The organism is Mycobacterium sp. E3298 (genome assembly GCF_001666895.1).
GTDB lineage: Bacteria > Actinomycetota > Actinomycetes > Mycobacteriales > Mycobacteriaceae > Mycobacterium.
Genome location: NZ_LZJB01000076.1, coordinates 41,542 through 61,636, shown reverse-complemented (window position 1 = coordinate 61,636; position 20,095 = coordinate 41,542). Strand labels below are relative to the sequence as shown.

Sequence of the window (20,095 nt, the reverse complement as noted above, 5' to 3'; positions counted from 1 at the left end):
GTACAGATCCTGGAGCACTTCGCTCGCCGACTCCTCGTCGACGTGCGCCCGCAACACCAGCGCCTTGGCCAGCGCCCCGTCGACCGCCGCGACCGCGACCGGACCGTCGGGCTCCTCCAGGTACGACAGCGCCGGGGCGAACATGCCCAGCCGCGCCAGCGCGGTCCCCAGGGCGATCCTGGCCGCGTGCGCGAACGCCTCGTCGAGCCCGGCGTCGTTCACGACCGGCGTCAGCAACTTGACGACGTCCGACCAGCGCTCGGCGCGGTAGTTGAGGACGACGGCGACCCAGCGGGCCTCGCGCCAGCTCGGGCGGCGCGCGGTCAGGCCGGTGACGATCTGGTCGGCTTCGGCGAGCCGCGCCGCATCCCCGGTCGACGCCAGGCCCGCCGCGTGGGCGAGGTGGAAATCGTCTGGGGTGGCGGCGCGGAACTGCAGGTACAGCCCGGTGTCATAGCGGAAGCCCAGTTCGCCCGGCGCCAGATCCACCTTCCGCTGCAACACCCCGGCCGTGCTCGCGGTGCGCGACACCGCCTCCAGCACCCGCAGGGACACATCGCCGGCGGCCGCGAGGCCCGTCCAGGCGTCGCACTGGTCGTGGGCGACCCGGGTCAGCGCGGTGAAGCCGGAGCGGGCGGCGGTCAGGTCGGCCGGGCGCTGGCGCTGGTAGACCGAGATGCCGAGCGCGCGGCAGCACGTGGCGAACCGGCTGACGACGTCGCCATCAACCCTGGCATCCGCACGTGAATTGACGGGCTGAGCGGCGAGCACGCCGGTGTCACCGAGTTCCACGGCCACGTCTCTCCATTTGTGTAGCCTCCCCTAACCTAACCCGCCTGAAGTTAGCATTGCATAAGCTAAGTGTCGAGGCGCGAGGGCCCGTCCGACTCACCACATCACTCCCAGCTCATCACCGCGAATGAGGGAGTTCAGGCGTACTCCCGTCCGCATTTTCGGTCCGTTCCCCCGGCTCCGACGGATCGGCGGGCCACCACCGGCCCCGCCGAGCGGCCCGAGCTTATCGAAAATCATTTTCATTAGCAATCCGAGAACGCAGCCAATAGTCGTCCGGCACGCCCGAAAAGTTCCGGCCCGCGGCGTGCGCGCCGCTAGTCCCCCTCCCAGGAGCCGGGCAGCAGGGGCAGCACGGGCCCACCGCCGAAGTCATCGCCGGTGAGCGTCGCCAGCCCGGTCGCCGCCCGGGCGGAACCCTTGCTCGCGGTTCCGGCGAAACCCAGGGCTCCGGCGCCCCGATCCGATGCGAGCGAGGAGCTGGCCGGCGCCGCCGGATCCTCGGGCTCGCCATCGGGGTCCAGATCCATGAACTCGTAGCCGCGGTAGCGATCTTGCAGGCCCGCCTGCCGGCGGCGACGCGCCCGCCGCTGCTCCCGAGCCGATGCCGCGGCCGCCGCCGTGGCCGCCGCGGAATCGGGCTCCGGCGCCTTGCGCGGCACGCCGGCACTGGTTCCCGAACCGAAACCCGCGGTCGGCCCGCCGACCAGGTATGGGAACGCGGCGCCTTCGACGCCGGCGGGGGGTGGCGACGGTGGGGCCGCGGGTGCCGGCGCCGAGGCCGGCGCGGGTGCCGGGGCCGAGGTCGGGGGCGAAGACGGTGCCGGCGCCGTGGCCGGGGCAGCGCTCGCTACAACCGGAGCGCGGCTGACGACTGGCGCATCGGGTGCCGGCGCCATCGGAGCCGGCGCAGCGACGGGAACTGGGGCAGGCTGGATTCCGGCCATCAGACTCAAGCCGGCTATGCCCCCGCAAATCCACCCGGCACGATGAACGGCACGGCGGCGAGCTGTGGGAACGCCTGAAGGGCCTCGCCCACGTGGGTGAACTCGTCAGCGATGAGTCCGGCGGGCCCGAAAATGTCTTGTAGCAGATCCTCTAAGGCGTCGGCCGGGTCCGTGCGAAACTCCGCCAAATCTCTGGCTATGGTCTGGAAAACCTCCGTGAATCGGTTGATCCACCAGCTGAGCTGGTACGGGTTGCCGCCGTCGTTGTCGATGATTCCGTCGTCGTCACTGTCTTGGCCGCTGTCGGCGGCCTGCACGATTTGTGGCGCGGGCCCCGTTTGCGGCGCCGAAGCCACCGCGGCGGTGGAGACCGCCTGGTAGGTGGACATCGTGGTGGCCGCCTGGACCCACATCCGCGCGTAGTCGGCCTCGTTGACCGCGATCGGGATGGTGTTGATGCCGAAGAAGTTCGTCGCCACCAACACGCCGTGAACGGTGTGGTTGGCCGCCAACTCGGGCAGCGTCGGCATCGCGGCCAGCGCCACGGTGTAGGCCGTCGCCGCGGTCTCGTGGCGGGCGGCGGTCGCCGCACTGATGGCGCTGGCCCCCATCAACCAGGCGAGGTAGGGCGCGTGGGCGGCCGCGTACTGCTCGGCGGTGGGTCCCTCCCAGGCGCCGGCCTGCGCGGCGGCCAGGGTCGCGGAGAGCTCGTCCGCCGTCGAGGCGTACGTGGTGCTCAGTGAACTCCACGCGGCCGCGGCGGCCAGTAGGCCGGCCGGGCCGGGGCCACTGCTCAGCTGGGCCGAATGGACCTCCGGGGGCAGCGCCATCCACACCGGTGCGGTCATCCCGCGACTCCTCGCCGGGCTGAGACCGTGCCGCCCGGGCTGTTGGGCGGCACACCGATCAGCCCGGTATTAGTCGGGGGCGGGCACGCGAAAGTTCCCGCGCGGGATCAACTCATCGAGAACACATGAAAAGCCCGGGGGTCGGGTCAGCCCTTGACGGCGCTCACCAGCGTGTTACGCGAGACCATCGACCCGGCATCCGTGTCGGGCCCGGGCACCGGCCTGCCGTTCTGGGCCAGGAACTCGGCAAGCGGGGTGCCGACGGCGGTCCAGCCCCGGTCACCGAACCACTCCGTGGCCGGTGCGATCCGCTCGTTGTAGACCAACTGATAGAACGGACGCTCGGCACCGTCGGCGCGTTCCGCCTCGCGTTTGGCCTCGAAGTCGTCCTGGTCGAGCGGCGCGCCGTCCTCGACCGCGACGTGGCTGCCGGCGGCGGCCAGGTTGTCGATGCCGGTGAACAGCTGCTCCTCCGCGGCGGCCGGGAGGTAGATGAGCAAGCCTTCGGCTATCCACGCCGACGGCCTGGCGGGATCAAAGCCGCTGTCGCGCAGGGCCTGCGGCCAGTCGTCGCGCAGGTCCACCGCGATCTCGCGCCGCTCGGCCTTGGGTTGGGCGCCGTGCCCGGAGAGCACCTCACGCTTGAAGTCGAGGACCTGCGGTTGGTCCAGCTCGAAGATCGCCGTCCCGGCGGGCCAGTCCAGCCGGTAGGCGCGCGAGTCCAGTCCGGCCGCCAGGATGACCACCTGGCGCACGCCCGCGCCGGCGGCGCGGCGGAAGTACTCGTCGAAGTATTTGGTGCGGGCGCCCTGGAAGTCGACGAAATGCGCGCCCCAGTCCGGAGTCTTCAGCTGGTGGTCGGGGAGCTTGCCGTCGAGCACGTCGGCCGCCCACCCGCCCACGGCGCGGCAGAACAGCTCCGCATAAGGGTCGACGGCCAGCGGGTCCGGCTTCTGCGCCTCGAGCGCTCGGGCGGTCGCCACGAATAAGGCCGTCGAACCGACACTTGTTGTGATGTCCCAGGTATCGCCTTCACTACGCACGAATTCGACAGTACCGGCGGTCGGCGACCGGCGGCCGGTCAGTGGCCGGCCGCGGGGTCGGCGGAGGCAGCTGAGCAGCCTTTCTCGGACCTATCCTGGTTAGGCGGTTGCGCCGCCCACCGGAGGGGGAACATTGTGAAGTTGGCCGAGGCGTTGTCATTGCGGGCCGATGCGCTGCGGCGTATCGAACAGTTGCGCACACGCATCGTGAGCAGTGCCCGCTATCAGGAGGGCGAAGAACCCGCCGAAGACGCGGCGGCGTTGCTCGCCGAGGTCGAGGGCGTGCTGGGCGAGTACGAGGTCTTGATCCGGCGGATCAATCGCACGAACGCGGCGACGACGATCGGCGCGGACGGCACGCTGACCGACGCGTTGGCGCGCCGCGACGCTCTGCGCTGGCGTCACCATGTCCTCAAAAGCGCAGCGGACGCTGCTGCCGGGAGCTCCCAGCAGGGCTACTCTCGTCAACTGCGGTCCGAGCTAAAGATGTTGTCCGCCTTGACCGTTGCCGATGTGCGCGCCCAGGCTGATCAGGTGGCCCGCGAGCTTCGCGAGCTCGACGTGCGGATCCAGCGATCGAACTGGGAGGTAGACCTGTTGGAGTAAGGGAGCCGGGGTATAGCAGGTAGGCGTCGCGGAGGCGCGCACGAGCCCTGGCCGGCGGGCCAAGTCCGGTCTCTCCTGGCGCACGAAGGGCAGTGCAGGGGGTTCGACTCCCTCCTCACATCGCAGCCCCGCATCGCGCACAGGTGACGGGGCACAGCGCACAGCACATCACCGCGTGCGGATCCGTGACGACGAGGGTGGGCACGGGGCATACACCGAGCGGTTCGGCGGCGGCCGGTCCTCTCTGCCTGCGGTTGCGACGTGACGAGGAGCGAGGCGATCGCCGCAGCGACGGCAACGGTCTTGAACCATCGATGCGGCTCGTTGAGCGGCATCGTCAGTGGATCTGGTTGGCGAGCTTGGTGACCAGCGCGCTGTTGAGATAAGTGGTGGCGGCCGGGCCGCCGGAGTTGAGGGCGACGATGGTGGCGGGGTCGTCGATGATGACCAGGGTGCCACCGAAACTGCTGTATCTGGCGGGCAGGCCGGCGTATCCCCCGCCGCCGGCAGCCGGGTCGGTGCGCAGCAGCAACATGACGTCGCTGCGCTGGGAGAGGTAGTCAGTGTCGTTGATGTCGAACGGGACTTGCGCCGGACCGCCGGGGCTGCGCTTGTAATAGGCGTTGTAGGTGAAGCCGATGCTCTCCAGGTAGCCGCTCGGCGGAGAGGGGGTCACGGCGGCCGTCGTGGCGGTGCCGGTGTAGTTGACCACCACGATGGACTTCCCGGAAAAGGCACCGTGCTCGGAGCGGATGGTGTTCTGTTCGGATTGCGCCTTGTCGATAAGGGTTTTGGCCGTGCCCGTGCGGCCGAGGGCGGTGGCGATCCAATTCAGCTGCGCCTGCCAGGTCCAGTCTCCGGTGTTGTCGGCGGGCTGGGCGAGAGTGGGCGCGATGGCCGACAGCGCGTTATAGGTGGGTTGGTCGATGTCACCGGTGTCGATGATCAGGTCGGGCTTGGCGGCGGCGATCGCCGCGGTGTCGGCTGCGGCGAAGACCGGCGGGGATGAGTGCACCAGTGGTTGCAGCCAATTCGGAACGGTGGCGTTGGCCGCGTTCATCAGGACGGGCTGAGCGCCCAGCGACAGGACGGCATCGGGATCGCCGGGCCCCAGCGCGGCGACGGCCATCGGGCGGTGTTGGATCTTGACGGTGCCGAATTTGGTTGCGAGCGTTTGCGGTTCATAGGGGCCCAGGCCACCGCCGCTGCCGCCGAACAGATGGATGCCCACGACGGTGGCGGCGGCCAGCGCCGCGACAAGAACGATCGCGGCCACGACGAGACGAGTCCGTTTGCGCCGCTTGGCTTTCGGTGAGATGTGGGGCCCGCCTAACGACGGGGGCATGCCCGCGAACTGTTGGGGCGCGGCGTGGTGCGGGGGCCCGGCCGCCCCGCGGGGGTCGTACGCGGGCCACCCGGGCGCCGATGCCAGCCCGGGGGGCACGGTTGGCGGATACGTCACCGTTGGATTGGTCGCGTTGCTGGTTGGATTGATCGCGTTGCTTGCCGGTGGCCCGGTGGGGCCGGGACGCGTCGCCGGGGTGCCGGTCAACGCTGCGGCGGTGGCAGCCGCCAGTGCGCCGGCGGTCTGGAAGCGCTCGGCGGGGTCCTTGGCCAGCGCCCGGGCGATCACGTCGTCGATCTCGCGGGGCAGGGCGGGGTTGACGTCGGTGGGGTGCGGAACGGGCCGCATCAGGTGTCCGGCCAACATCGCCGACAACGAGTTGTCCTCGTAGGGGGTGCGGCTGGTCAGCAGCCTGAACAGGGCGCACCCCAACGAGTAGATGTCGCTGCGGGGGTCGGCCGCCCGGCCCTCGATCGTCTCCGGGGCGGCATAGGCGGCGGTGCCGACCATCGAGCCCGTGGCGGTCAGCGTGGTGGCGTCGTCGAGGGCGCGCGCAATCCCGAAGTCGGCCAACAAGACTCGTTCGTGGTCGCTGCCCGGCGCTGCTACCAGGAAGTTTCCGGGTTTGATGTCGCGGTGCAGCACCCGCCGGGAGTGCGCGTAGTCGAGTGCGGCGGCGACGTCGGTGACGATGCGCACGATGCGGGCCGGGGTGAGGTTGGCGCGGTCCAGGTCGTTGGCCGCGGTTCCCTCGACGTACTCCATGGCGATCCACAGGTGCCCGTCGTCGGTTTCGCCGCGGTTGTACACGCGCACGATGTTCGGATGGTTTAAGGTGGCGGCCAGGTCGGCCTCGCGGGTGAAGCGGACCCTGAACTGGTGGTCCACGGAAAGCTCGGCGGACAGGATCTTCAACGCGTCGCTGCGGGGCAGTGTCGGGTGGCGGGCCAGGTACACCGTGCCCATCCCCCCGGAACCGAGCACACCTTCGATACGGTACCCGGCGATGACCGTTCCGACGGCGAGAGGCATCAGGCGCTCATTTCCCGGTGAGCAAGCGGTATTGGGCGGCCATCATCTGGTGCAGCGCGTTCTCCTGCTCGTTCTGCATCTCGTAGGCGTAGCGATCCGCGCGCGCCACGCACCAGTAGCCCAACGCCTCATTGAAGCATCTCGCCTTGGGCATCCCGCTTATCCCGCCGACTTGGTGTGGGCCGGACATGTCGGCGACGATGCGCGCCGCCGCCCCGGCGTCCGGGGTCTGATAGACCCTCGTTTCCAGCACGTAGGCAACCTCTTGTACGTTGGCGGACTTGAACAATGCCTGTAGGTGCACCGGGTCATCGGCCTCCAGGTGTAACGCTCCGTGCGCGTCATAGATGCCGTCGTTGATCGACTCGTTCTCCTGTCGGGGCGGCACGGTGCGCGCCATCAACCCGTCGGGATCCAACGGCAGCTGAGCCATCCGATCCGGCGGAGTGGGCTTGAAGGCATCGATTAGGGGCTGCTGCAGATCCAGGGTGGTGGCGATGAATTGCGCTGCGACGTCGGCCGTGTCGTCCGACGTCGCCGTTTGGGCGAGGAGGTATTGGCCGTGGGCGCTCAGGGCGGTCACCGAGAAGCGTGGGCCGCCCGGGGCGGGGTACTGTGCGGTCCAGCGGAAAGTCAGTGCGGCCGTCCCCGGATAACGTGGAATCGAAAAGGGCTGTGTGGGAAGCGGTTTACTGTCAAATGGCATCGTCAGGGTGGTGCCCTTGGCGGCCATGTCGGCGGCCGCGGCGATCGCGTCGGCGGGGCTGGCCAGCTCCAACACAATGTTGAGCAGACCCTTGTAGGGGCCCTTGTCGGTATGCCGTGAGCTGGAAAACCCGGCCACCAGGTTATGGCCCCGCAGCGCGTCGCCCATCGGGATGCCCAGCAGCGCGTTCACCCCGTCGGTGTCTTTGACCACGCCGGAATCGATTTGGGCGTAAGCCGTCAGGTCACGGTCGACCTCCCAGGGACCGACGACGGCGCCGGCCAGGCGGCGTCCTTCGGCCCAGCCGCCCCGCAGCGCGTCGCCGGCCGTGCCCAGGGGGTCGCGCGGGGTGGTGGGGAAGTTCCCGGCGTCGAGCAGGGCGAGGTCGACGCCGTCGGAACCGTCCGTCCCCGGGGCCCTGACGGCGGTTCCCGCGACGGTCGAACTGCACGCGACCGTCAGCGCCGCGACCGCGACGGCGAGGGCCAACGGGCGGGTAAGGCTCGTCATGGCGCCGTCAGCATCAGGTATTGGGCCGCGACGATCTGGTGCGCCTCTACCTCTTGGGCGGCAGTGACTTTGAACGCGTAGCGGTCGGCGGTGCCGAGGCACAGGAAGCGCACCGAGCCCAACTCGGAAGTATCGGGCCCGCGGTCGAAGCAGCGCGCCGAGGGCAGCCCGTTGACGCCGGGGGCGGAGCGGTAGCCCAGGAAGGGAACGTCGATGCGGGCGAGCCCGTCGGCGGCCCGCTGGGCGCCGGTGGTGTCGACGGCCTCGTAGACGGTGGTGCGGTCGGCGGCGACGTGACCGATGCCGGCGTCGGCGAACATCGCCTCGGTGGCCACGGGGTCGGGCCGGAAATGCAGCGCGCCGTGCGGTGGATAGACCGTGGCCTGGTTGGCGCCGGGGTCGGTGGCGGGCACGGTGCGGGCCAGCAGTCCGGTCGGGTCGGCGGGCAGGGCGGCCAGCTGGTCCACCGGGGTGGCCTGGAAGTGGTCGGCCATCGGGCCTTGCAGGTCAAGGGTTTTGGCGATCAGGTCGGCGGCCGCGCCGGCGCTCTCTTTGGAGCCGGCGAACTGGAAGAACACGTAGGGGCCGTGCGCGGTGAACGCTTCGGCTTCGAAGCCGCCCGACAACGGCGCCACGTTCGCCACCGTGTCGGGGTAGCGCGGGATCGGCAGCCGGGTGGCGGGGATGTTGCCCGGCCGGATGGTGGCCAGGTCGGCGGCGGCCATGGCAGCGGCGGCGTCGCTGGCGTCCTGTGCGCCGGGGAATCGGAAGACACCGTTGTCGAGGATCTTGGGTTTGTCGGTCGGGGGCTGGCCGCGTGGCGGTGGCGGGGTGACGCGCCCACTGACGAAGCCTGCCACGAAGTGATGCGCCGCGGCGATCGCGGCGATCGAGTCACCGCGCACCAGCGCCGAGAGCCGTCCCGCCTCGGGAAGTGCTGTGGTGGGGGCGATTTCGGCGCTCAGCGGGCTGATCAACGTCCCGTCGACCTGCCACGGGCCTGCCACCATGTCCGCCATCCGCTGGGCTTCGGTCCGGCGCCCGGCCGCGTCGTCGGCAACGGTGCCCAGCGGCGGGCGCGGTCGGCGCGGATAGTTGCCGGGATCGAGCAGCGCCACGTTGGCCGCCGGTGGCGCGGGGCCGCCCGACTTGACGGCGTTGCCGGTGACCACGGTCGAGCAGCCGACGCCCAGTGCGGTCACCGCGGCGAGCGTGACGATCAGCAACGCCGGCGATCGCAGCCGGGCGCGAATCCGTTTCTGGTCCTCGCGGATTCGGCACCATTCGGCCCCTGCGTCGGCCCGGGCGGCAGTGCGGTGCAGCTGGCCGATCCGCGGGGAGCGGTTACGCGGCGCGTGCCGATCCCCCATCCCTGTCCCCTCGTTTCGGCGCCCACTGCAGGCCACCCGCGGCGATCCCGACCAGACCAGCAGAATGGTAGTCGCTACCACCAGCGCATCAGATTCGTTCGCCGATTTTGCCAGGGCTGATCATCATCCCTCCTTCGCGATGAGTTCGGCGGTCAGCCGGTGGTGACGCGCTCGGCCATCCGCGTGGCGATCGTGATCGCTTGATCGGTGCGGTTCTCGCCGCAGCTGCGCACGTCGATGACGATGTTGTTGCGCGCCGCCAGGGCTCGCTGGCACTGCCAGCCTCCGGCGCCCTCCTGGGTGTTGGTGATGCTCAGCATTCCGTCACGGTTGGTGGCGGTGCCCGCTGTCCAGACGCTGGTCGGCTCCCGGCGGGTGGTCAGGTGCAGGCTGGCGCCGTTGCATCTCGGCCACGCCTGCGCCTGCTTGGCGGCAAAGTCGTTGGCCGCTTTCGCGGTGCCGAAGTAGATCGCGGCGCTGTGGTTGAGGTGCCGGGCGCCGTCGCGGTCCTGCAGCGACTGGGTCCGAACACCGATCCAGCCGCTGCCGTCGAGTTCCGACTCGAGTGCGGGCGCCTGGATCTCACCGCATTCGGGCCGGTCGGTCGTCAGGCCGCTGTAGGCGGTGTGGTCGTTGCCCGAGTCGGGTGCGGGCGCGATATCGGTGGCGCCCTCGATGCTGTTGATCATCGCGACGTCCAGCAACAGGCCGGGCAGCGCCGACAACGGCACCGTGGGCGCCTCCGGTGCCGGGCCCGGGCTGACCGGCGCCGCGGAAGTCTTCGGCGCCGGCAGGACCGTCGAGCTCGCCGTGTCGTCGGGGCTGGCTGCGACGTTGATCGCCAGGCCCGCGGCCCCCAGGGTGACCACGACCGCGGCCCCCACCGCGATCTGCGCCCAGGTGGGCCAGCGCCGCGAAGGCGCGGGGACGAACGCCGGCGGGTATCCGGGCGAGGGTCCCCAGGCGGGCGCCCCCGGCAGCAGGGGCGGTCTCGGCGGAGGGCCCGCCATCGCGAATGGCCGGCGCGGCAAGACCGCGGTGACCTGCTCCGGGTTCGGCGGTGTCGGGTGGGTCATCGGCGGGTGCGGGTGGTTGGGCATGTGCGGTCCTTCGGAACGGGTTGTCGTGTGCGGCGCCTCCGCCGCATTGCTCCGAATTGAAACACAGCGTTCTGCGGTGCGCAATGTTTTGAAACGTTGCACCGCTCCGTTTTTATTGCTAGCGTTCCACCATGACCGGACGACCTGGCAGGAGGACCCCATGAGCGCTGCATCGCTGCAACACCACGCCAAACCGTCGAGCGGCGCACCCGGGTCGGGCACCGCGAGGCGCGGACCGCACCTGGCACCCGCCGTGCGCTGGGCGCTGGTTGCCACCGTCGGCCTGGCCCTGCTGCTGACGGGGTGCACCGCGACCACCAGCGGGCGCCCGGCGGCCGCCGCGGACCTGGGCCGCTGGCAACCGCCGGCGATCCTGCCCCAGCACCTCGCCGACCTGCTGCTCAAGGAGGACGACGTGAACACGATCGCGCACACCACCGGCATGACGGTGCGTAAGCCGGTCTCGCGGATGTGGCACGACGAGGAGATGCTGTCCAACCCCGCCTGCGTCGATACCTACTCGCCCGCCGAAGCCACCGCGTACAAAGGCAGCAACTGGACGGCGGTGCAGGGGCAGATACTCGACGACGCCACACCCGCCGTGCGCGAGCACGCGCTCATGCAAGTCCTGATCGGTTTCCGTGACGCCGATTCGGCCCGGCAATTCTTCGGCCAATCCAAAGCGCGCTGGTCCGGCTGCGCCAACCGCTCCATCATCGTCACGGCCCCCGGGCACGCCCCCACCGTTTGGGAGCTCGGCGAGCTGCAGGCCAGCGACTCCACGTTGGCCATCCTTCAAACCCAACCCAGCGGCCGCGGGCCCACCTGCCAGCGGGCCATCGGGCTGGTCAACAACGTCATCGTCGACACCCTGTGGTGCGGGTTCGACACCACCACCCAAGCGACCGACATCGTCTCGAAAACCACGGCCGTGATCTCGCAAGCGTGACTCGCCCGTCGCCCACCCGAACCCTTACCCACTACGGAGGAATCATGTCCGCGCCGCACCGAGGCCACCGGCACGCTTACGGCTACCCCCAGCCGCATCAATACCCGCCCGCGCATCCCCACCCGCCGGCGCATCCCTACCCGTCGGCGCATCACGCCCCGCCGCCCGGCTATCCGCCGCCGCCAAGGGGCGCGGAACCGCTCTTCGCCGTGCGGGTCAGGAAACACACCGGCGCCGTCATTCTGATGTTCAACCAGGCCTACACGGTCACCGGGACGCTCGCCCAATGCGAGGCCGCACTGGACAACGCCCTGCTCCACAACCTGCTGGCCGGGTGGTGGAGTTTGGCCTCCGTGCTGGTCTGGAATTGGGTGGCCCTACTCGAAAACCACAATGCGCGAAAGCATTTGCGGCGCCAGGCCGCCGCGCGGGCGTACACCGCGCCCGCCACACCGCCCTGGATCGCCGGACCGCCGCGTTAACTGATCGTCAGCTGGGCGATGAGGTTCTCGATGGCCCGTGCGGCCTCCGGCGCGATGGAGCGCTCCGCCTCGGCGTCTTCGAGGACGGACACCGGCAGGCCGGCGCCGTTGGCCGCCTCCTCGAGGTTCAACTCCGCGCGGTGGCGGGCGCCGTAGAGCCGCTGGCCGAGGGTGGCCCCCGGTGAACGCGCCGCGCGCATCATCAAGTCGTTGTAACTGCGCCGCACGCCGCTCAACGCCAGGATGACCGACGGGCTGCCCTTGGCGTTGCGCGCGGCGCTCGATGCCAGCCGCTCCAGTCTGCGCAGGTCGGCCAGGGTCTTCGTGGCCTTGGGGGTGAAGTCGGGATCGGTGGGCTCGGGCAACTCGGAGATGGCGGTGTGCAGGGTGTGCATGGCCAGTTCGACCGTCTCGGCCATCAGCGGCGCCTGGACGGAGTCGGTGAACGACTCGGTGGCCTCCTCGAGGGCACCCGCGACCGGCCCGCCGGTCCTGATGGGACCACCGGTCGGCGGCGCAGTCGCGCCGCGGCGGATTCGGGTGATGTGGCCGGTGGGCCAGTCCAGCACCCGCTCGAGCTTCTCCAGCGTGGCGCGGCGCGGCCAGCTGCGACCCTTCTCGAAATTGATCAGGGCGCCCGCGTTGATGATTCCGTCGCGGTCCAGGCTGCGCTGGGAAATCCCCAGCTGCTGACGCCGCTCTGCGACCGCGTTGCCCGCGCGCACGACGCCGGGGTCGCTTTCGTTGTCCCACCACTGCTCGTCCTCGGCCTCGAACGGGCGCATGATTTGGGTCGATTCCTCTGGTGGCGCGTCCGATTGGTGCTGCGGGGTCAGGGTCACCGGGACCCCGTCGGGGGCGCCGAGACAGATCGTGATGGGCCCGGTGATCAGTACCGAGCTGCGACGTATCCCGTCGACGAACATCCCGTTGGTGCTGGTGTCGAAGGCCTGCCAGCCGTCGCGGTGCGGCTCGAGCCGAACGTGTGACCGCGAGATCCGCTCGTCGTCCACCGCTACCGTGGTCCCGGCGTCGCGCCCGATGACGGCGACGCCGGCCGCGGGCGCCAGGGTGCGCGTCGCCTGGCCGACCCGCACGGTGAGCGCGGTCGTCGGTTGGTCGAATGTCACTGATCGCTCCTCGGTCGAGTAGGCGCCCCACTGCTGCGGTAGGACTCGGTGCACCACTGCTGCATGCTACATCCGACCCGCGTGCACCGGTCCCGGGAAATCCACCATGCGGCGGCGGTGTCGCCGAGCCCTGGCCCGCCTGCACGCCGTACCGCGTCGCAGCCCCGGCACGTCTGCGCAGTTCAAAGCGGCACTGCGCCCGACGCCGTCACTGCGCTCGACCACGCCATGGCGCACCGTTTAAAAGCGTTGCGCGCGACTACCGCTTCGGTTAAAGTTGAAGCAGTGGCGGGCCGATCCGCCGCGAGGCACGGAAGAGAGGGCCCCTCGATGCAGCCACACCCGCCCCTGGCGCCACGGCAAAACCCCCAACCGGTTGCACCGGGACGCTGTTACGAGCCGCGCACCGAACCGCTGCGCCGGCCCGTCGCGTGGAGGCCGCAGCCCGTGCCTTACCCGCCGCCGCCCATCGGTGCGAACGCCTGGGCGCCGGCCACCTTCCGTGCGGCCGGCGGGACACCCCGCCGCGGGCACCTGCCGCTCTATCTGGGAGCGGCGGCCGCCGTGGCCGCCGCGATCGCGGCCATCGCGGGTTTCTGGGTGCCGGGATTCTTCGTCACCAGGCAGCTCGATGTCGCCGCCGTCCAGTCCGGCGTCGCACACGTCCTGTCCGACCCGGCGGGTTACGGCGCCCGGGACGTCAGCGACGTCACCTGCAACGACGGGCAGAACCCGACCGTCACCAAGGGCGGCACCTTCACCTGCCAGGTGACCATCGATCACCTCAAACACCAGTTCGTGGTCACCTTCACCGACGACTCGGGCAGCTATGAAGTCAGCGCCCCGAAGGGCACCAAGGTCTAAAGCGCCGCCGCGACGTGCACTACCGCGTCTCGCTGCCGTCGGCGTCCCAGCTCCCCGGCAGCATGGGAATCTTTGGGCCGCCGCCGAACTCGTCACCGCCCAGAGTGGCCAGTCCCGTTGCCGCAGCGGTCGCCTCGCGGCGGCCGGTGCCCGCGAACCCCAGCCTTCCCGCGCCGTTCTCCGATGCGAGCGCCGAAGGCTCGCCGGCCGGGGCGCCCCAATCCGGATCGACGCCGACGTTCATGTCGGCGAACTCGTCGCCGTAGTCGCGCCGCGTCGCCCGCTTGCGCCGTCGCGCCCTGGCCTGTCCGCGTGCCGCGGCGGCCGCGGCGGCGGTGGCGCTATCCGGTTCCGGCGCTTTCCTTTTGGCGCTGGAGCTGGCCGCGGCGCCCATGCCCGAGCCGAACCCGATGCCGGGCGGGGCGATGACGTAGGGCGGGGCGAAACCCGCGGCGTGCGGTGGCGGCGGGGCGGGTGGCGCGGAGCTGGCGACGGTGGTCACGGTCGAAGCGGGTGCGGACGCCGGGGCGGAGGCGGGCGCCGGGGCCGGCGCGACGGTGGACGGCGCGACCGCGACGGCCGGAGTGGGACTGGGCGGTGGGGCGGCCGCCGGCAGTGGCGCCGGCGTGACGGCGGGCGGGGCCATGCTCGCCAGGCCGGCCAACCCGGCGAAGCCACCGACGGCGCCGAAGGGGGCGGCCGCGAGCAGGACCGCGGGGGCCAGCAATTCCGGCTGGCTCGTGAAGATCTCGAGGATGTGCGTCGGCCAGTCGAACAGCATGAGTTGAACGATGTACTGGAACGCCAGCGCCGGATTGTGCACCAGGTAATAGCCGAATTGCTGGAAATCCTCCAGCAGTTCCAGCGCCCGGACCACCCAGAACAGCGGGTCTCCCGCGTTGGTATAGGCGTCGTAGGGCAAGCCGTTGACGGTGCCCTGCGCGGGGTCCCAGTTGATGCCGAGGTTCCTCAGGATGTTGGCGATGAAGTCGTCGAGCGGGTTGTCGATCGTGGGGTCGTGGATGTCGCCGCCCGAGTCTTGGCTGGAGGCATCGGATTTGACTATCGGCGGGGCGGGGTCCGTTTGCGGCGTGGACTGCACAGCCGCGGCGGACACCGCTTGGTAGGTGGTCATGGTGGTGGCCGCTTGAACCCACATCCGCGCGTAATCGGCCTCGTTGACCGCGATCGGGATCGTATTGATGCCAAAGAAATTCGTCGCCACCAACGCCCCGTGGACGGCGTGGTTGGCGGCGAGTTCCGGCAGCGTCGGCATGGCCGCCAGCGCCGCGGTGTAGGCGACTGCGGCCGTCTCGTGTTGGGCGGCGGTCGCCGCGCTGTGCGCACCGGCTTGCGTCAGCCACGCCAGGTATGGCGCATGGGCGGCCACATACGATTCCGCGCTGGGCCCCTCCCACGAGGCAGCCTGCGTCGCGGCCAGGACGCCGCTGAGTTGTGCTGCGGCCGAGGCGTATTCGGCGCTCAGTTCGGACCATGCCCCTGCCGCCGAAAGGAGCGACGCGGGACCGGGGCCGCTGCTGAGCGAGGCGGAGTGCACTTCCGGTGGCGAGGCCATCCAGATGGGCGCCGTCATGGGTACTCCTCGGGCTGGAGGTCTTACCAGGCAGAGGAGAGCTTAATGAAAATGATTTCCGTTATCAACTCGGCGGGTGGGCCGGGCCGCCCCGGTGCTACACCAACGGGCGGCCCGTCCTGATCCGGCGATCGACGTCGGCCAGCAGGACATTGAAGGGAAACTGCCGAATGAACCGCGGCAAGCGCCGGTTCACCAGCGCAAGCGTCCCGATCAGCCGGTCGAAGCGCCGTTGCCTGGTGGCATCCCAGGGCAGTCGCATCTCGTCGCGGAACCGCTGCGGCAAGAAACCCGTGGTGATCAGCAGAGCGAAGCTGTCGGAGGCGCGCTGCAGGCGGTGGGGCAACGTCAGCCCCGGGATGCGACTGGCGGCTATCGGGTACAGGTACTCCCGCACGGCGTCGTCGATGTGCACCTTGGCCAGCGACTCCTGCCAATACCGGTCGAACGCCGCGCGGTCCGGCGGCCACATCTCCGGCGGCACCTGCAACGTGGTGGCCAGGGCCATGCCCTCGCGGTAGTGGCGGTCGGCGTCCTCGCCCTCCAGCTCGCCGATGAACATCCGGTAGATGTCCACGCCGCCCTTGTACAGGCAGGCCCCCACCCAGAGCTGCAGGTCGGGATCGAAAGCGTTGTACTGCACCGGACTTTCGGGGGTGGAGTAGACCTGCGCGTGTGCCCGGTTCACCGCTCGGCGGAACGCGTCCTTCTGGGCGTCGCTGCCTCTGGTCGCCACCGCCAGGTACGTGAAGGTCGTGCGGGCGCGCTTGATCGGGTGCAGGTCGATTCGGCCGCTTTCGACGCGGCTCTCCATGACGCCGTAGCCGACACCGGGGCGCCCCAGTTGCATGATCACGTTCGCCGGGCCGGCCAGCAGTGCCACTCCCATCAACCCCTCGTCGATGCCGAGCGGCCGTCGGCGCCGCCGCGCGGGGGATCGCCGTGGCGCATCGGCGACGGGGCGCTCGACGTGCCGGACCGGTTCGCGAACAGCCTCGTGTAGTGCCATGGTCAACCCCTCCAACGGCGCCGCCCGGGAATGTGCGAACGCGCGTTTCCTGATATTGTCGTGGCCTCGCGTTGGTGTCAAGATGGTTCGCATGAGCGAAACCTCGGGGGCGCGGCCGTACCGCGGCGTCGAGGCCGCGCAGCGCCTGGCCACGCGCCGGAGTCGGCTGCTGGCCGCGGGCTTGGACCTCCTCGGGGCGGAGCAGCAGAACATCTCCGCGGTCACGGTTCGCGGCGTGTGCCGCCAGGCCGGCCTGGCGGCCAGGTATTTCTACGAAAGCTTCGCCGACAAAGACGAATTCGTCGCCGCCGTGTTCGACTCGGTGGTCGCCGAGCTGGCGGCCACCACCCAGGCCGCAGTCGCTGCCGTGCCGGCGCACGAGCAGACGCGGGCTGGGATGGCCAACATCGTGCGCACCATCGCCGACGACGCGCGCCTCGGGCGCCTGCTGTTCAGCACGCAACTGGCCGATCCGGTGATCGTGCGCAAGCGCGCCGAATCCACCGCGCTGTTCGCGATGCTGTCCGGCCAGCACGTCGGAGACGCGCTGCGAGTGCCTGCCAATGACCGCATCAAGGCCGCGGCGCACTTCGTCGTCGGCGGCGTCGGGCAGACCATCAGCGCCTGGCTAGCCGGCGACGTCCGACTCGAACCGGAAGAGCTCGTCGATCACCTGGCCGCCCTGCTCGACGAGCTCGCCGAGCCCAACCTCTACCGACCGACCGAGGCGCGCGCGGAATCCTGACGCGGCGTTCTCACACCGGGCACCCGGTGGGCCACCCCGTGGTCGCGGTGAGCGAGAAGTCGCTCAAGGCGCCCGAAATCTGTTGTCCCAATTCGGCATTCGAGTTCTGGCCGTCCGCCTCGTAGCCCAGGAACGAAACGAACACCTGTTCGCGCATTCTGCCCGACAGCAACGCCAACACCCCGTTCGTGCGGCGCATCGTCGCGGCAGTCACCCCGGGGTACAGGGACTTCATGGCGAAGTAGTCGGCGTCCGTGCCGTCGGGGCGGTTGGCAGCCGGGTCGACCGCACCGAGGTTGGACGACACGACGGCTGTTGCGCTTCCGGTGGCCACGCCGATCAGCCGGCGCATGACGCGTCGTGGGATCAGAGGAACGAGCGGGAGCAACGCCCAGCGCTCGTCCGGCTCATCCTGATGGCGGAGCAACGCCTGCCTTAGCGCGGCGCGGATCTCGCGCAGGTCCGTCACGGGCGCGGGGCCCACCATGACGTCGACATTGGTGACCGCGTTCGCGCGCGTATCAGCCGGGCCGCGCTCGTTGACGGGTATCCCGACGGTGACCGTGCCGTCCGCGGCGACCCGTCCCACCCGCTGGGCCAGGCGGGCCGCCAACCCGGCCAGCAGCGCGTTGCTGGTTCCCCCCAAGGCGTTCGCGCGGGCGTCCCACTCGTCGGCATTGACGAAGATGGTTGCCGTTGGGAGAGCGACGGTTTCGTCAGCCCCGGTGAGCGGTCGCCGGTTGGGTGACCGGACATCGGCCACGGTGCCGCCGCCGCCACGGCCGGCCAGTCGCGCCGCGGCGACCACGGCGCGGCCGACCCGCGGCACGTCGCGCGCGGCTTGGTATGCATCCTCGCGCAGCGCCCGCCACCGCGGCCGCGATCCCGCGGCGGGCCAGCCGTTCGCGCGGTCGCGTCCCTGGGCCGCGTCCGCCAGCGCCTCGCACAACCCGACCCCGTCGCTGAGGCAATGCGTGACGACAAGGCTCACCGCCGCTCCCCCATCGGTGAGCGGCAGCACCGCGAGCTGCCATCCGGGCCCGCGTTCGGCGTCCGGTCGCCTGGCCGCCTGCACCTCCAGCCAGGAGTCGACGGCATCGCGCGGCCGGGGCACCGCGACGAACTCGATGCCTGGCTGATCGCCGGGCGTGACCCACCGATGGCGGCCAAACGGTAACGGGGACCGTTCGATCCGGCGGCATAACCGGCCCCGCTGCAAATGGTGATGGAACTCTTGCAGGCCGTCGATGCCGACGGCGCGGTTGTAGATCCACACACATTGCACGAGGCTGGTGGTTCCGGTTGCTCGCTCACCGAGAAAGAGGGTCTGGTCGGCCAGATCCAGCACGTTGCTCATCGCTAGGCCGCCTCGTTGTCGTCTTCCCCTGGGGCTTTCGTGCTCGCCGGCCCACCTCGCGGCGCTACGACGTCCGCCTGCTGTGCGATGCCGGTGGCCACGCGCCCGAACACCCGGGTCAGCGTCGCGATGTAGCGATCCACCGACTCGCGGGCCACCGGGTTGTCCGGGAAGGAGATGGTCACCGTGGTATTCGCGGCCTGCCGGTTGATCCACATGTTGATGCCGCCGGCGGACAGATTGTCACCGTAAGTACCGAAATTCAGCTCAGCCCACAGGCCGGCGAGTGGGATTTTGCGAAAGTCGAGGAACGACAACATCATCGGCAAACGGGTGGGCGGCTTTATCTCCAGATCGTCCGATGCCGCAGCCAGCTCCATGACCCGCTCAACCGGCACGTCGGCAAGATCCTTGGCCGCATCGAACGACTTCTGGGCGGCTCGGGCCGCCTCGCCGAATGTGGTCCCGGCGGTCGGCACCGTGACCGGCACGAGGCTGGCGAACCAACCCACCGTCATGGTGTCTATGCCGGGCGCCCGGGTGTCCCTGGCCGTGAACCCGTGAAACACCTCACCGCCGGCCAACTCGTGCTCGGCCAAAGCGGTGCAGGCAAGAACTCCGCCGACGAATCGCGCGCCGGCGGCGCTGCACATGGCGTCGAAAGTCTCCGTGCCGGTGGCGTCCAGCAGCTCCACGGTCAACAAGTCGCCCTTGCTGCTGGACCATGTATCCCCAAGGGGGAGAGGAAAACTCGGCCAGTCACCGTCGGCATCGCGGGCGAACGCAATCCATTCCTTTGCCTCGGGGCAGTCCAGCGTCAGGCTCCGTGCCTTCTCACGCTGTCGCGCGGCATAGTCCTGATAGCTCCCGACCTCGGGAAGCGCGAGGGACGGGTGACCCTGCATGAGTTGCTGATAGGCCAAGTGGATATCGACGAAGATGACACCGGCGGACAGGCCATCGATGTGCAGGTGATCGACGCTGGCATAGAACGTGAAATAGTCTTCGTGCTGCACGACTCCGAATGTGAAGCAACCCCATTCGAGCGTTCCCGGCGTCGCCGTCAGCACATGGTTGCGCACTTGATCGGCGGCCATGTGTCCGAACTCCATGGGCACAAGCTCTACGGCGTCGGGGTTGTCGATCGCGCGACGCACGATTACACCGTTCTCGATTTCGAACCAACTGCGGTAGGTGTCGTGGCGACGGACATGCGAATTGACCACTGCGGTCATCGCTGGTATGTCACATACGCCGGGAATGTCCCAGGCCACTATCATCAATCGCGGTATCTGCCTGCGCAATGCACCACTGTGATAGGCGGCCCAAATATGTTGCCCCTGCTGGTAACTCGGAGCACAGTCGCTTTGTGGCGCGTTGCGAGCTGCTTCCTGCGTGAGCGGTGAGGCCGTCCACGCGGTGACCGGGCCATGGGGCGGTTGCCATTCCTTGATGTTGCCGAGCGAGACCATCTGCTTAAGTCCCCGTTCTTCCGATGCCGAATTGCCTTGGCGGGGGCAGGGATGCAGGCGGGCTTTTTCGCATGGCTTTTAGCCAAGCACGAATTCCCTTTGGGCTGAATACTTTGCGACGTGCTTCCCGGATGTCGGGACCCGAACTTATGGCGTCGCTATGCACCCCCTGTGTCGCCGCTGAGGACGGTAGC

Annotated in this window: 16 protein-coding genes and 2 pseudogenes; 5 read left to right on the top strand and 13 right to left on the bottom strand. The window is 69.7% G+C overall.

Annotated features, from left to right (window positions below):
* From A9X05_RS03480 to A9X05_RS03470, 4 genes and pseudogenes are all read right to left on the bottom strand, one after another.
* Positions 1-792, bottom strand: a pseudogene (locus tag A9X05_RS03480) (type VII secretion AAA-ATPase EccA); the annotation flags it as partial.
* Positions 793-1,109: 317 nt separating this feature from the next.
* Positions 1,110-1,454 (bottom strand): hypothetical protein, encoded by a 345-nt coding sequence (locus A9X05_RS29175; RefSeq protein WP_082970855.1) that lies wholly within the window; start codon positions 1,452-1,454, stop codon positions 1,110-1,112.
* Positions 1,455-2,047: 593 nt separating this feature from the next.
* Positions 2,048-2,587, bottom strand: a pseudogene (locus tag A9X05_RS31915) (PPE family protein); the annotation flags it as partial.
* A 146-nt stretch (positions 2,588-2,733) separates the two neighbouring features.
* Positions 2,734-3,630, bottom strand: a complete 897-nt coding sequence (locus A9X05_RS03470; RefSeq protein ID WP_067757574.1) for a class I SAM-dependent methyltransferase — start codon at positions 3,628-3,630, stop codon at positions 2,734-2,736.
* 135 nt (positions 3,631-3,765) lie between these two features.
* On the opposite strand from A9X05_RS03470, the gene A9X05_RS03465 reads away from it, so the two are divergent.
* On the top strand, positions 3,766-4,236 hold the full coding sequence (locus tag A9X05_RS03465) for a DIP1984 family protein (RefSeq protein WP_067757565.1): 471 nt from the start codon (positions 3,766-3,768) through the stop codon (positions 4,234-4,236).
* 337 nt (positions 4,237-4,573) lie between these two features.
* Here the strand turns inward: A9X05_RS03465 and A9X05_RS03460 are convergent, their stop codons facing one another.
* The 4 genes from A9X05_RS03460 to A9X05_RS30330 form a co-directional block, all read right to left on the bottom strand.
* Positions 4,574-6,613, bottom strand: a complete 2,040-nt coding sequence (locus A9X05_RS03460) for a serine/threonine-protein kinase (RefSeq protein ID WP_067757562.1) — start codon at positions 6,611-6,613, stop codon at positions 4,574-4,576.
* 7 nt (positions 6,614-6,620) lie between these two features.
* Positions 6,621-7,829, bottom strand: coding sequence for a hypothetical protein (locus A9X05_RS03455; RefSeq protein ID WP_067757557.1), 1,209 nt, complete (start codon positions 7,827-7,829; stop codon positions 6,621-6,623).
* Positions 7,826-9,199 carry a hypothetical protein gene (locus A9X05_RS03450; RefSeq protein ID WP_231968748.1) on the bottom strand — a complete coding sequence of 458 codons (1,374 nt, stop codon included), beginning with the start codon at positions 9,197-9,199 and terminating at the stop codon, positions 7,826-7,828. Before A9X05_RS03450 ends, A9X05_RS03455 begins: the two co-directional genes overlap by 4 nt.
* A gap of 152 nt (positions 9,200-9,351) precedes the next feature.
* Entirely contained in the window at positions 9,352-10,299 is a 948-nt protein-coding gene (locus A9X05_RS30330; RefSeq protein WP_197498896.1) for a sensor domain-containing protein, read from the bottom strand.
* Positions 10,300-10,459: 160 nt separating this feature from the next.
* Between A9X05_RS30330 and A9X05_RS31490 the strand changes: the two genes are divergently transcribed.
* Together A9X05_RS31490 and A9X05_RS29165 are read left to right on the top strand one after the other, a co-directional pair.
* Positions 10,460-11,248: a sensor domain-containing protein gene (locus A9X05_RS31490; protein ID WP_197498895.1), complete on the top strand. Its 789-nt coding sequence runs from the start codon at positions 10,460-10,462 to the stop codon at positions 11,246-11,248.
* A 44-nt stretch (positions 11,249-11,292) separates the two neighbouring features.
* Positions 11,293-11,730, top strand: a complete 438-nt coding sequence (locus tag A9X05_RS29165) for a hypothetical protein (protein WP_082954755.1) — start codon at positions 11,293-11,295, stop codon at positions 11,728-11,730.
* On the opposite strand, the gene A9X05_RS03430 is transcribed toward A9X05_RS29165, so the two are convergent.
* A complete protein-coding gene (locus A9X05_RS03430) occupies positions 11,727-12,917 on the bottom strand; it encodes an FHA domain-containing protein (RefSeq protein WP_082954754.1) in 1,191 nt (396 codons plus the stop codon). The two genes, A9X05_RS29165 and A9X05_RS03430, sit on opposite strands and share 4 nt — an antisense overlap.
* A 390-nt stretch (positions 12,918-13,307) precedes the next feature.
* Here A9X05_RS03430 and A9X05_RS03425 point away from each other — a divergent pair, with 390 nt between their 5' ends.
* Positions 13,308-13,724 carry a DUF4333 domain-containing protein gene (locus A9X05_RS03425; protein WP_067757546.1) on the top strand — a complete coding sequence of 139 codons (417 nt, stop codon included), beginning with the start codon at positions 13,308-13,310 and terminating at the stop codon, positions 13,722-13,724.
* 19 nt (positions 13,725-13,743) lie between these two features.
* Here A9X05_RS03425 and A9X05_RS03420 read toward each other — a convergent pair whose 3' ends face one another.
* On the bottom strand, positions 13,744-15,318 hold the full coding sequence (locus tag A9X05_RS03420; RefSeq protein ID WP_067779185.1) for a PPE family protein: 1,575 nt from the start codon (positions 15,316-15,318) through the stop codon (positions 13,744-13,746).
* Positions 15,319-15,415: 97 nt separating this feature from the next.
* Positions 15,416-16,327, bottom strand: a complete 912-nt coding sequence (locus tag A9X05_RS03415; protein ID WP_067757542.1) for an oxygenase MpaB family protein — start codon at positions 16,325-16,327, stop codon at positions 15,416-15,418.
* A gap of 82 nt (positions 16,328-16,409) precedes the next feature.
* On the opposite strand from A9X05_RS03415, the gene A9X05_RS03410 reads away from it, so the two are divergent.
* A complete protein-coding gene (locus A9X05_RS03410) occupies positions 16,410-17,072 on the top strand; it encodes a TetR/AcrR family transcriptional regulator (protein ID WP_067757590.1) in 663 nt (220 codons plus the stop codon).
* A gap of 10 nt (positions 17,073-17,082) precedes the next feature.
* On the opposite strand, the gene A9X05_RS03405 is transcribed toward A9X05_RS03410, so the two are convergent.
* Entirely contained in the window at positions 17,083-18,429 is a 1,347-nt protein-coding gene (locus A9X05_RS03405) for a hypothetical protein (protein ID WP_067757539.1), read from the bottom strand.
* Between the two features lie 2 nt (positions 18,430-18,431).
* Positions 18,432-19,901 carry a condensation domain-containing protein gene (locus tag A9X05_RS03400; protein ID WP_067757536.1) on the bottom strand — a complete coding sequence of 490 codons (1,470 nt, stop codon included), beginning with the start codon at positions 19,899-19,901 and terminating at the stop codon, positions 18,432-18,434.
* Between the last annotated feature and the right edge of the window lie 194 nt (positions 19,902-20,095).